The sequence below is a fragment of the Cohaesibacter celericrescens genome, assembly GCF_002866925.1.
In the GTDB taxonomy this organism is placed as follows: domain Bacteria; phylum Pseudomonadota; class Alphaproteobacteria; order Rhizobiales; family Cohaesibacteraceae; genus Cohaesibacter; species Cohaesibacter celericrescens.
Window position 1 is genome coordinate 74,595 of sequence record NZ_PKUQ01000022.1, and the last position, 12,414, is coordinate 87,008.

Annotated in this window: 14 protein-coding genes; 1 reads left to right on the top strand and 13 read right to left on the bottom strand. The window is 49.8% G+C overall.

What is annotated here, in order from left to right; genetic code table 11:
* Nucleotides 1-249: 249 nt before the first annotated feature.
* The 4 genes from C0081_RS11580 to C0081_RS11595 form a co-directional block, all read right to left on the bottom strand.
* Nucleotides 250-1,227 carry a beta-ketoacyl-ACP synthase III gene (locus C0081_RS11580; protein WP_101533995.1) on the bottom strand — a complete coding sequence of 326 codons (978 nt, stop codon included), beginning with the start codon at nucleotides 1,225-1,227 and terminating at the stop codon, nucleotides 250-252.
* Nucleotides 1,224-2,279, bottom strand: a complete 1,056-nt coding sequence (plsX, locus tag C0081_RS11585) for a phosphate acyltransferase PlsX (RefSeq protein ID WP_101533996.1) — start codon at nucleotides 2,277-2,279, stop codon at nucleotides 1,224-1,226. The genes C0081_RS11580 and plsX overlap by 4 nt, the downstream gene beginning before the upstream one ends.
* Nucleotides 2,280-2,460: 181 nt before the next feature.
* On the bottom strand, nucleotides 2,461-3,063 hold the full coding sequence (locus C0081_RS11590) for a DUF177 domain-containing protein (protein ID WP_101533997.1): 603 nt from the start codon (nucleotides 3,061-3,063) through the stop codon (nucleotides 2,461-2,463).
* 136 nt (nucleotides 3,064-3,199) lie between these two features.
* Complete coding sequence (locus C0081_RS11595; protein ID WP_101533998.1) at nucleotides 3,200-3,766, bottom strand: ubiquinol-cytochrome C chaperone family protein; 567 nt, start codon at nucleotides 3,764-3,766, stop codon at nucleotides 3,200-3,202.
* Nucleotides 3,767-4,081: 315 nt separating this feature from the next.
* Between C0081_RS11595 and C0081_RS11600 the strand changes: the two genes are divergently transcribed.
* Nucleotides 4,082-4,579 carry an outer membrane protein assembly factor BamE gene (locus C0081_RS11600; RefSeq protein WP_101533999.1) on the top strand — a complete coding sequence of 166 codons (498 nt, stop codon included), beginning with the start codon at nucleotides 4,082-4,084 and terminating at the stop codon, nucleotides 4,577-4,579.
* A gap of 74 nt (nucleotides 4,580-4,653) precedes the next feature.
* Here the strand turns inward: C0081_RS11600 and C0081_RS11605 are convergent, their stop codons facing one another.
* The 9 genes from C0081_RS11605 to C0081_RS11645 form a co-directional block, all read right to left on the bottom strand.
* Nucleotides 4,654-5,856: an MFS transporter gene (locus C0081_RS11605; RefSeq protein ID WP_101534000.1), complete on the bottom strand. Its 1,203-nt coding sequence runs from the start codon at nucleotides 5,854-5,856 to the stop codon at nucleotides 4,654-4,656.
* Between the two features lie 263 nt (nucleotides 5,857-6,119).
* Nucleotides 6,120-7,115 (bottom strand): thiamine-phosphate kinase, encoded by a 996-nt coding sequence (gene thiL, locus C0081_RS11610; RefSeq protein ID WP_101534001.1) that lies wholly within the window; start codon nucleotides 7,113-7,115, stop codon nucleotides 6,120-6,122.
* A gap of 18 nt (nucleotides 7,116-7,133) precedes the next feature.
* Nucleotides 7,134-7,631 carry a transcription antitermination factor NusB gene (gene nusB / locus C0081_RS11615; RefSeq protein ID WP_101534002.1) on the bottom strand — a complete coding sequence of 166 codons (498 nt, stop codon included), beginning with the start codon at nucleotides 7,629-7,631 and terminating at the stop codon, nucleotides 7,134-7,136.
* Nucleotides 7,628-8,086, bottom strand: a complete 459-nt coding sequence (ribH, locus tag C0081_RS11620; RefSeq protein WP_101534003.1) for a 6,7-dimethyl-8-ribityllumazine synthase — start codon at nucleotides 8,084-8,086, stop codon at nucleotides 7,628-7,630. Before ribH ends, nusB begins: the two co-directional genes overlap by 4 nt.
* A gap of 118 nt (nucleotides 8,087-8,204) precedes the next feature.
* On the bottom strand, nucleotides 8,205-8,816 hold the full coding sequence (locus C0081_RS11625; RefSeq protein ID WP_101534004.1) for a riboflavin synthase: 612 nt from the start codon (nucleotides 8,814-8,816) through the stop codon (nucleotides 8,205-8,207).
* A 2-nt stretch (nucleotides 8,817-8,818) separates the two neighbouring features.
* On the bottom strand, nucleotides 8,819-9,973 hold the full coding sequence (gene ribD / locus C0081_RS11630; protein WP_180966863.1) for a bifunctional diaminohydroxyphosphoribosylaminopyrimidine deaminase/5-amino-6-(5-phosphoribosylamino)uracil reductase RibD: 1,155 nt from the start codon (nucleotides 9,971-9,973) through the stop codon (nucleotides 8,819-8,821).
* 41 nt (nucleotides 9,974-10,014) lie between these two features.
* Nucleotides 10,015-10,500 carry a transcriptional regulator NrdR gene (nrdR, locus tag C0081_RS11635; protein WP_101534006.1) on the bottom strand — a complete coding sequence of 162 codons (486 nt, stop codon included), beginning with the start codon at nucleotides 10,498-10,500 and terminating at the stop codon, nucleotides 10,015-10,017.
* Between the two features lie 57 nt (nucleotides 10,501-10,557).
* On the bottom strand, nucleotides 10,558-11,868 hold the full coding sequence (gene glyA, locus C0081_RS11640) for a serine hydroxymethyltransferase (protein WP_101534007.1): 1,311 nt from the start codon (nucleotides 11,866-11,868) through the stop codon (nucleotides 10,558-10,560).
* 351 nt (nucleotides 11,869-12,219) lie between these two features.
* A complete protein-coding gene (locus tag C0081_RS11645; RefSeq protein ID WP_101534008.1) occupies nucleotides 12,220-12,414 on the bottom strand; it encodes a DUF6898 family protein in 195 nt (64 codons plus the stop codon).

A 12,414-nucleotide genomic window follows, 5' to 3' on the forward strand; every position in this document is an offset into this window, starting at 1 on the left:
ACAGTTCCCTTGCCCAATTATTGAACCCAACACCTATAAAGCAATGGAAATTTTCATCAATTTTTCTGGAAAGTGCCAGAAAGTGGCGGGAACCCGCTAAAATCCAAATATTTATTGATCCGAGGTAATATTTGAATGAAAATCCCAAAATTTCAAATCGACACAAAATAGGCGTATAAGTTTTTAAATACCGTAACATTATGATTGCCAAGGCATTCTTACTGTAAAGGTATATCGTATCAATGCACTTTACCAGCGCAGCAGAACAGAACCCCAGGTAAAACCGCCACCCATAGCCTCAAGCAGCACCACATCGCCTTTTTTGATGCGTCCATCATTGACGGCCACATTCAGAGCCAGAGGAATGGAAGCGGCAGACGTGTTGCCATGCAAGTTTACCGTCGTCACAACCTTTTCAGGGGCGATATGAAGCTTCTTGGCACTTGAATCAATAATCCGTTTGTTAGCCTGATGAGGCACGAACCAATCCAGATCTTCAGCGGTCATTCCGGTTGCATCGAAGGCATCGGTAATAACGTCTGTGATCATACCGACAGCGTGTTTGAAGACTTCTTTGCCTTGCATCCGGAGATAGCCGGTTGTTTGGGTTGTAGAAGGCCCTCCATCAACAAAAAGTTTTTCTTTGTGGCGGCCGTCTGAGCGGATATGGCTGGTTAAGATACCGCGATCCGAGACGTCGCCGGTCCCCTCTTCCGCTGTCAAGACAACAGCACCGGCACCATCGCCGAACAAAACACATGTTGTACGATCATTTAAGTCGAGCAGACGAGAAAATGTTTCGGCACCAATGACCAGTACATTTTTGGCCTTACCACATCGAATATAAAGATCAGCGGTCGTCAAAGCAAAAACGAAACCCGAACAAACGGCTTGCAAATCAAACGCCACACCGTGATGAATGCCGAGCATATTCTGAATTGCCACAGAAGTTGCTGGGAAGGTGTTATCAGGTGTTGTGGTGGCACAAATAATCAGGTCAATGTCCTGAGCGTCCATACCTGCATTTTCTAGAGCGTCCAGAGCAGCATTATACCCAAGATGAGATGTATACTCCCCCTCTTCAGCATTGTATCGCTGCTCGATACCTGTGCGTTGCCGAATCCACTCGTCAGACGTGTCCACAACTTTGGTGAGATCGTCATTAGTGACGACTTTTTTTGGTAGATAGGATCCTGATCCTACCACGACAGACCGTAACACGCTCACTCTGCGCTCTCCTCATCAGCCGCAAATCGACTTTTTTGATAAACAGTAAGATCCTGTTCAATTTTTGCAGTCAGGCCATTTTTGACCATATCATACCCGAGTCCGATTGCCGCGGCGAAACCTTCACCATCAGTGCCACCGTGGCTTTTGATGACAATACCGTTCAAGCCCAAGAATACGCCACCATTGACCTTGTTCGGATCCATTTTTTCGCGCAACTTAACAAAGGCAGAGCGCGCAAAGAGATAGCCAATTCGGGCCATCCAAGTCCTGGTCATCGCCGACCGCAAATACTCGGCCAATTGCTTGGCGGTGCCTTCCGCGGTTTTCAAAGCGATATTGCCAACGAACCCCTCAGTCACCACCACGTCAACCGCGCCGGTTCCCAAATCGTCGCCTTCGACAAATCCCTTGTAATCCAAATGTGGCAAATGAAACTCGCGCAACATCCGGCCGGCTTCCTTGACTTCATCAAGGCCTTTGACATCTTCTTCGCCAATATTGAGCAATCCAACTGTTGGCCGTTCGATGCCAAACAAGGATCGCGCCATAGCCCCGCCCATTAAAGCAAAATCAAGCAGCTGCTGTGCGTCGGCTCCGATTGTAGCTCCGACATCCAAAACAACACTTTCGCCACGTAAAGTAGGCCAGATAGCCGCAATGGCTGGCCGTTCTATGTTGGCCATCGTACGCAAACAGAATTTAGACATAGCCATCAACGCGCCGGTGTTACCAGCTGAGACACATACATCGGACGCGCCTGTTTTAGTGGCTTCAATGGCATTCCACATGCTCGATTTGCCACGCCCACGACGCAAGGCTTGACTGGGACGCTCATCCATTTGGATCATTACGTCACAATGTTCGAACGTACTGGCCTGTTTGACACGCGGGAAGTTCTCAAGCATCGGCTCGATCGTATCTTTGTCACCAAAGAGCACGTAGCGAATGTCAGGACGGCGAATAAGCGCGATGTCGGCGCCTTCAAGGACAACCGCAGGCCCATTGTCACCGCCCATTACATCCAGTGAAATTTTTACTTGTTCAGACATACCAGATTTTCTCAACGCTGCTTTCAATCATTGCTCCCGTCGAAGGCAAGACAGGCAGATATTTTATTGGGTCTGTTCCCGCATTCTCCGCAGCGCTTATCTATAAGCTGAGAGTTTTTAGGACAATATCCATTTCCAGCCAAGAAACAACCGGATTGTTGAAATGTTGACCCAAAGGCCCTTATTTCTCTTGATCTTTTGTCAGGTGCTGTTTGAGCCCTGCTAATGCAGAAAAGGGATTATCAGCAGAATCAGGGCCACCTTGATCTTCGATGTGACCGGTGAAATGAGCATCTTTTGCGCGTGGATAATCATCAAGTGCCAAGGCAAAAAACTCTTCAGCGTAATAACCTACGTCAATTTCTTCGCCTTCAAATTCTTCCGGTGGATCTTCTGCATCGGGATTGATTATCATTTCTCCACCAGCGACATTATCATCCGTTTTACGAGCATAAGGATGGCCAACGGGGAGCAATGTGACGGTGAAAGCTTCATCAATATGTTCGATAATCGGCACCAGAGTAACCACACAAGATTGTTCTACAGTGCCACGAATTTGCCCTTCGATGCGTACACCGCTCTTTTTCCAAGGCAAGACCCGCGCTTCAACTGAAAATGCACTGACCTTTAAAATATTCAATCTCTGACGCAACTCTTCGCGCATACCTTCATCCGCTTCGCCTTTGACAATCTCGCCAAGACTTTTGAGACGAGCAACACCAACAGGCAAAGACATAACGGGTGGTCGTTGAACGATGTCGTCGGTCGGTTCTTTTTGGGTCACGATGATCAGCCTTAATCTGGAACTATCTGGCGCCAAGACCTGTCGCCGAATTGAATTTGATACACATGTATCGCAAGTTTGGCAATTTCATAGGCATTGCGTCAATTCTTGAGCATTTGAATCATGCCGTACACAACTAATTTGCGATTTGTTCGACCTTTTGTTCGACATGAGGAATCTCAGCGAAGGTGATCGTCCCTTTCAAAAAGGATTCGATGGCCTGTGCTTTGAGAGCTTCTTCGTTGTCTAAAACATACTGCGCCAATATATTTGCTTCCGGACGACTTTGCGGCTCATCCGGATAAATATTGCGCGACAAGGCGCTTGCCAAGGCCTCCAAACTCTCTTCCCGTGCAATATCATAGGCCTCGACCCGTCCATAAAATGACTGAGCCATTTTTTTGATTTTCTTGGGAACAGAAAGGTCCCCGACCCCTATTTCACGCAGAGAATCATCCATATCGCGGAAAAACCGATTGAAGACCGCCTGCCCGACGTCTTTAGCGTTGCCGTCCTCATTGCGCAGAAAATGAAACACGACATAGGCATGCAGCACAATCATCTCGAACCGCCCGTTGATAGAATCCTCAACTTTATAATCGAGATAGAACACAGGCTGCCTCGACCGCGCCACGATTGCGTCATACAAAAGAGCGGCAATTTGCTCTTTCTTGGTATCTTTGCGGAATAGTTTGAAGATCATAGAAATGTCCGTTCGGCTCTTAATGACAAGATTCAGGTTTTGTCTGTCACGGATTACGAACAGACGACGGCTTAATCATAGTGCTAACCGATATAGGGTCTAGTTTGCCAGAAATCATCACCTTGTTTGCGACAAAGATTGCTTTTCTGGGCTAAAAAGGATACCGACTAGGACCTCTTACAGACAATCGGGCGCAGAAATGCCCTTTTGTTATTGAATACAATCAGTGTTTATATCCGATTGTGCTTTTGCCTAAGGCAAAGTTGATCGTAAGAAAACATGTGGATCAGTTATCATCAGGAGTACCACACTCACATGTGCAGCCAACATATAGACCTTCGAGGTCAAACCTCTAAAGAACGCATTTTTTCATCGCTTAAGACCGCCTCCTTGGCCGTTTGCCTGGGGACAGTTTTTCTATCCGGCTGTATCACAGAAGAAACGTCGATCCACGGTTTCGTACCGACGGAATATACTCTCGATCAAATCACCGAAGGGTCTAGCCGCGAACAGGTTATGCTAACGCTGGGCTCTCCATCTACAATCGCCCATTTTGGCAATGAAGTGTTTTACTACATTTCCCAAACGCGCAAGAAACCAGTGGCGTTCATGAATTCCCGTCCAGTTTCCCAAACCGTTGTGGCTGTTTATTTTGACGAAGAACAACGCGTTTCTCGTACGGTTCGCTATGGCTTAAAAGACGGACAGTTGTTTGACTTCACCAATCAGGTTACGCCAACTGGTGGTGCAGAAAGCAACTTTCTCAGTCGTTTGATGAGCAACGCCGGCCCGCAACCGGACTTCACCAAATGATAATTTCCTGATTTAGGCTAAAAGACTTTTGATACAATTCAGGGTGCAATCTTTTCAGATTGTGCCCTTTTTATTTAGACGATTGCCGTGCGCTTTTTGTAGGCCTGTAGCATCAAAAGCAGGAGGCAGAGCACAACCGGCGGGAACATCACCCAGTTCAATTTTTCCCATCCGAAGGCATTGAGTATCCCTCCTGATGAGAAGGATGCGATGGTAACAGTGCCAAAGACCAAAAAGTCATTTGTCGCCTGCGTTTTGGCCCGTTCAGAAGGGTGGTAACAATCGGTCAACATGGTCGTTGCTCCGATGAAAGCAAAATTCCATCCCACTCCGAGCAAAATCAAAGCAATCCAGAAGTTTGCCACTTCAATACCCATAAGGGCGACAGTGGAACAGCCAGCCAGCATAAAAAGGCCGAGTACAACGATCTTCTCTTTTCCAAATTTCTGAATCAGCGATCCCGTAAAGAAGCTGGGGCCGAACATGCCCAGAACGTGCCATTGAATTGCAAGAGTTGCGTCTTCCTGGCTGTGGTTGCACGCGATCATGGCAAGCGGTGTTGCTGTCATGACAAAACTCATCAAAGCATATGTGACTGCTGCACAGGATGCCGCCACAATAAAGCGGAACTGCGAAACAATCTCGACTAAAGGCCGACCACCCTGCTGTTGGATCTCTTTGGTTTGATCGGGGACTTGCAAGAATAGCAAGAACAGCACACCGACCAGACCAAGCACGGCCTGCCCCAAAAAAGCGCCTGCAAATAGCACCGGCTCAAACAGATCCTTTGTCAAGATAGAGGTTTGTGGCCCAATGATGCCGGCCAAAATCCCACCGACCATAACCCAACTGATTGCCTTGGGCCGGAATGCTTCGCTGGCCGTATCGGCGGCGGCGAATCTATACTGCGCAACAAAGGCCTGACCTGCTCCGGACAAAAATGTTCCAAAGCAAAAGAGCCAGAAGGAACCTTGTAAAATGGCAAAACAGCTCAACAACCCCGCCAATGAGCTGCCAAAGGCCCCAATCAAGAAGCCTAATTTTCTCCCCAAACGCTTCATCAAAAAAGCCGCAGGATAGATCATTGCCGCGGTGCCGAACACGTATGAAGAGACCGGCACAGTCGCTAGAGATTTGTCAGCCCCCAACAAAAAATAGCCAACCAGCCCACCCATAGCGACAACGATGGTTGGCATCGCGCCAGCAAAGGACTGAGCGCCTGCCAAAATAATGCTGTTTCGGCGCGCAAGGCGATCGTCAATGGCATAATTGGTCATTTGATATCCTGAGAGATTCGCTTCGCGACAATGCGGGGACTTGAAGATTGACTCAGAACATCTTTAAGGGCAAGTGACTACATCCTGTAATATACGACTATCGCCAACAACAGGCCCAGCACGGGATAGACATACCGGACCATTTGCAAAAGCGCAGGTCGCGCATTCATGGTTTCACATAGGCGCGGGCGAAAACGGGGCCGTGCTTGCCTTGTTGTATTGCATGCGCGGTTACCAGTAGGTTCCATACCGAGCACCATGTTCTAGAAATGCTCGTATGCACCGTTTTGACCGGCAACCAAACAATTGTTTTCTCTATCAAACAAATTGACGCCCTTCCCAACCTCAACCGCCCCTACACAAGTAATGGGAGTCTTGAATGTCTGAGCGGTCTGCATGATCGCTTCGCGATGCATTCTTGGAGCGCAGAATAAAAGCTCGTAATCATCGCCCCCGCTGAGAGCCGTATGCATGAGATTCGGTTGTCTTTGAACCAACATATTACCAGCGTCAGAGAGCGGTATATCCTCTAGCATCAGCGTAATTGAAACGCCGGCTGCCATGGCCATTTTGGCGGCGTCGCCCAGAAGCCCATCAGATATATCCATAGACGCTGACGCAAAATGGCAAATAAGGGGGGAAAGATCGATGCGCGGACGCGGAAGCAAAAACCGATCAACAAGATAATCAGATTGCTTTGATGTCGTTAGTTTGCTCAACGTCCCTCTTCGCGCAAGAAGCCCCAAGGCACCGTCCCCAATTGTGCCCGAGACATAGACATCGTCGCCCGGCTGGGCATTGCGCCGCAGGATTGGCTTGCCAGCTTTAACTGTCCCAAGGGCCGTGATCGAGAGCGTGAGACGCTCTGCCGTTTTGACTGTATCACCGCCGATAAGGGGGAAAGAAAACTCACCCTGATCCTGTTTCAGTCCCTCACAAAAAGCAGATAGCCAGTCCTCATTCCAATCAGCTGGCAAACCAAGGCCCAGCATATATCCAAGGGGGGAAGCACCTTTCGCGGCAAGATCAGACAGATTGACTCGCAATGCTTTGCGGGCAATCAGCTCTGGCCTGTCATTTGCAAAAAAATGCACATCTGCGACCAGCATATCTTTGGTCAGAACCAACTGTTGCCCATCGGGAACCGTCAAAAACGCGGCATCATCCGTCAGCCCGAATGAAGCATCCGGGTCGCAGAGAGGGGCAAAGTAATGCGCAATAAGGGCGCTTTCACCACGACGGCTGTTGCTTTTTGCCATGCGCCCTTTTTAACTTTCTTAGCTGTCAGAAGCGTCTTTTTGCTTCATTTCGTCGGCTCGCATACCACGCGCAAGAGAATCCAGCACTCCATTGACCACGCGCGGCTCATCTCCTTCAAAGAAGGCTTTTGCAACATCAACATATTCGGTCAGGATGACCGGAACAGGTACTTCCTTGTGCCTCATCAATTCATACAGACCGCAGCGCATGATCGCGCGCATGGTTTGGTCGATCCGCGCCAACGGCCAGCCTTTTTGCAATGCACTGTGTATCATAGGGTCAAGCGTACGTTGTTGCTTGACCACACCGGATACCAAGTCTTTGAAATAGGTGAAATCTGCCGGTAAATACAGGACTTCATCGACTTCCTTGCCAAGACGATAGAGCTCAAACTCCTGCAAAACCTCGGTCAAAGGCGTACCGCCTACATCCATTTGATAGAGCGCCTGAACCGCCCCCAAACGCGCCGAGCCACGTTGATTGGCCGTGCGGACAGGTTTGTCTTTCTCGCTCATGAATCCATTCCGAACTTTTTGCGCATTTCCATCATTGCCAATGCGGCCAGCGCAGCGCCACCGCCTTTGTTTTTATCATCAACCCGCGCACGAGCCCAAGCCTGATCACCATTTTCGACGGTCTGAATGCCGTTTCCGACAGCGACACAGCCTTCAACGGCGAGTTCCATAATTGCTCGTGCCGATTCATTGGCAACAATGTCATAATGAGTGGTCTCGCCCCGAATAACGACGCCCAATGCAATATACCCATCATAATCGGCAGTGCCGTCTTCTACCGCCGCCATTGCCATAGACATAGCAGCCGGGATTTCCAACACACCGGGAACCCCAATCCGCTCATAGCTTGCACCGGCGTCTTCCAGTGTAGCAACGGCTCCACGAGCCAACTCTTCAACAAGGTCATCGTAAAAACGAGCCTCAATTATCAGAAAATGGGGTTGATTATCGCTCATTGTATCGGTCCAATCGTCCTGCTTCTGCGTCGAAACTGTGAGGCCGTGTCAAATCATGTCCGGACAAATTTGTCCAGTGCTAATGCGCCCATTGGAGGGCCTTGAGCAGTATATCCCTTTAAGAGGGCGTATATTCGCTTAACCGCGCGACATATCGCGCCATCATATCAACTTCTAAATTGATGTTGTCCCCCACATGTTTGTCCCCCCATGTGGTATTGGACAAGGTATGCGGAATCAGAAAAATCGTAAAATCATCCCCATCGACATCATTGACCGTCAATGAAGTCCCATCCAGCGCAACAGAGCCCTTTTGGGGGATAAAACGCGCTAGCTGATCTGGTGCTCGCAGTTTAAAAAACACGCTATCGGGATGATCCGTTCGCTCGATCACTTGCGCCATGCCATCCACATGACCAAGTACCAAATGGCCACCCAGTTCATCTCCCATTTGCAGAGAACGCTCGAGATTTAGGCGCCTACCAACATCCCATTCGGCTGCATTGGTCAAGTCGAGGGTTTCTTTACCGGACTCGATATCAAAGTAATTTTGTCCATCGTCAAGCTGCCCTGTTTCAACAACCGTGTGGCAGACTCCACTGCAAGCGATTGATGCGCCCAGCTCGATGGATTTGCTGTTAAACTGTGTCGCAACACGAATGCGTTGGCCAGCGGGAATAACATCCCGGTTTACGATTTCGCCCACATCGGTGACAATTCCAGTAAACATCGCTACTTCCCTTTATAAAGCTCAGACAGGCTATTAGCCCGTATATAAACCTGCATTGTGTCTTTGCCCAGAGTCTCTTTACGGTCCGCAGTGAATCCAAAATGCTCTAGCGTTTTATCCGGATCTCCGTTCAACGCAACAAGGCCGTTTTCTCCAACCAATTTTGTGCTGCGATAGAGGAAGAACTCATCGACCAAGCTCTGATTGAGCAATGCCCGGGAGAGCACAGCACCACATTCAGCCAAGATTTTATTGATGCCTTTTTCACCGAGTAAATCGAGTGTCTGGGTCAAGTCAGTGTGACCGTTGGCGTCTTGATCGACCAGCAGGACTTGGCAACCTTGACTCTCCAACGCAAGGGCTTTATCGGCGGCAATAGCCCCAGTGGTCACAATCCAGACCGGCACGTCATTGGCGGATTGTACCAGTTGGCTATCCAAGGGCGTGCGCCCTTTGCTATCGAGCACGATGCGGATCGGCGAGTGTTCATTCAGACCAGAAAGACGCACCGTAAGGCTGGGGTCATCGACCAACACCGTTTCCACGCCGACCAAGATGGCATCGGCACGGGCGCGCAAACCATAGGTGCGCGCCTTGGCCTCAGGCCCGGTTATGGGAAAATTGCCGACATTCTTTTCGCCGATCATACCGTCAAGCGACAACGCCATTTTAACCTGCAACCAAGGGCGACCGCGCACTGTGCGCGAAAGAAAACCACATAGATCACGATGGGCTTGTTTTTCCAAAAGGCCTGTCGTCGTTTTGATTGCGTGTTGGGTTAGCAGGGCAAAGCCGCGACCGGCGACCCGAGGATCGGGGTCAGGATGGGCGCAAACGAGATTGGCGATACCCGCTTCGATCAGCGCTTCAGCACAGGGCGAACTTTTGCCATGATGCGAACATGGTTCAAGAGTAACATAAGCAGTTGCACCTTGCGCACGGTTGCCGGCTTCGGCCAGTGCGACGCGCTCCGCATGGGGACGACCACCCTGCTGGGTCCACCCTCGCCCAACGATTACAGCACCGTCCTTCCCATGACGCACGATGACGCAACCCACTGCAGGATTTTCAGCGGTCAGTCCCGCCCCTCGCCGCCCCAAACGTAAGGCAAGCCCCATCAATTGTTCGTCGCTGATATAGTTGGGAAACTGGTGCATAAAGTTTTCCTGAGCTATGCCCATAAGTCGGCATGGTCAGATCAGTCAGCGTCCTGGATATCTGTATCGATTTCATCATCTGCCGACATTTCACTAAGCATGTCCGAGAAATCTTTGGCTTCGCGGAAATTCTTGTAAACAGAAGCAAAACGAATATAGGCGATTTCGTCCAGCCCCATAAGGCCTTCCATGACCAACGTGCCGATTTGTTCAGCCGCTACTTCCGAATCACCAGCGCTTTCCAGTTGCCGCACAATACCAGAGACCATGCGTTCAACTTTTTCGTCTTCGACGGGGCGTTTGCGTAAGGAGACCTGAACCGAGCGCATCAATTTGTCCCTGTCGAAGGGAACACGGCGTCCGGTACGCTTGATCACCGACAATTCACGCAGCTGGACACGCTCGAATGTGGTGAAACGTCCGCCACAGCCAGTGCACACGCGACGACGGCGAATCGCCGTGTTGTCCTCTGTGGGCCGAGAATCCTTGACCTGGGTATCATCGCAACCGCAATAGGGACATCTCATAACTCGACCTCATTTTTGGCGCGGGGCAGCCGATACGACTGCCCACACAATAGCGTTCTAGAGATCCGTGTAAATCGGGAACCGATTGGTCAAAGCGATGACCTTATCTTTCACAGCTGATTCCACGGCACTGTTGTTTTCTTCGCCGTTTGCGACCAAGCCGTCAAGCACTTCGATGATCATTTGACCAATCTGCTTAAATTCCTCTGTGCCAAAACCACGTGATGTTCCCGCTGGAGTACCAAGGCGGATACCCGAAGTGATCATTGGTTTTTCGGGGTCAAACGGTACGCCGTTCTTGTTGCAAGTGATGTAGGCACGGCCAAGCGCGGATTCCGCTACTTTACCAGTCAAACCTTTGGGGCGTAGGTCTACCAGCAGCAAATGATTATCGGTGCCACCGGACGCCATTTCCAGCCCGCCCGCATAAAGGGTATCGGCAAGAGCTGTAGCGTTGTCTTTAACAGCCTGAGCATAGACTTTGAATTCATCCGTCAAAGCTTCGCCAAAGGCAACCGCTTTACCAGCGATCACATGCATCAACGGGCCACCTTGAAGACCGGGGAAGACGGCAGAGTTTACTTTTTTGGCGATATCAGCGTCATTGGTCAGAATCAGACCACCCCGTGGACCACGAAGGGTTTTGTGGGTGGTGGATGTCACGATGTGGGCATGAGGGAACGGGTTTTCATGCAAACCTGCAGCGACAAGACCTGCAAAATGCGCCATATCCACCATCAAGAACGCACCAATTGAATCAGCAATTTCTCGGAATCGTTTAAAATCAAACTCGCGGCTGTAGGCAGAACCACCAGCAACAATCAGTTTTGGCTGGTGCGTTTTGGCCAATTCTTCGATCTGTTCAAAATCAATGCGGCCGTCTTGTTTGCGCACACCATACTGGACTGCATTGAACCATTTTCCGGACTGATTTGGCTTGGCACCGTGGGTCAGGTGACCACCGGCATCAAGGCTCATGCCCAAAATGGTATCGCCCGGCTTGATCAGCGCCATGAAGGCAGCTTGGTTGGCCTGAGACCCAGAATTTGGCTGAACATTGGCAAATTCACAGCCAAACAATTTGGTGACGCGTTCAATAGCAAGGGACTCGGCAACGTCGACATGCTGGCAACCACCATAATAGCGACGGCCCGGATAGCCCTCGGCATATTTGTTGGTCATGATCGAGCCTTGCGCTTGCAAAACAGCTTTAGAAACGATGTTTTCTGAAGCGATCAACTCAATTTCGTGTTGCTGGCGACCCAATTCATCGGCAATGGCTGCTGCAATGGCTGGATCTGCTTTGGCTAGATCTCGGGTGAAAAATTCCGGGAAAATCACTCCCGTTTTACCTTCATTGGCGGACATGGACCACTATCCCTCTTCCTTGTGCGAGCGCTTTGATCGAACCCCGTTCGTCAACAACACTCCATCTCGATAACATTTGCATTTCCATTCCAACGGCAGAGCAACTGCTGTCGGGTGGAAAAGGCTTTGATGGGCGATGCGATAGACAAAAACGTAAGGCTCTTTGCTAACACAAAAACCCCATCAGAGTCTGCCGCCTATATCTGACAGAACGCCGAATACATGATCGCATAAAGGCATCACCATGTACACCATCTGAGGCTACATGAACTGATAAATCGGCTTAGCACACTCGGTGCTCAAACCCAAGACTGATTTAATGGAGGAGAGGAAGACTGAGATTAAATCTCATTAAGAATGGCCCAATTTACCCAACCGATATTTCAATTTCTGTACCGCGAGATTTTGCAGCTCTTTTTGGGACACGGTGGTGGGACCAAAAACCGTTACTTCTACACCCGTGGCAGCATCAACTGCCACGGCTTTCATTTGTTTTCCAATAGTGAAAAACTCGATATAAACTTCCCCAGCCTTGGGAGCGGACAT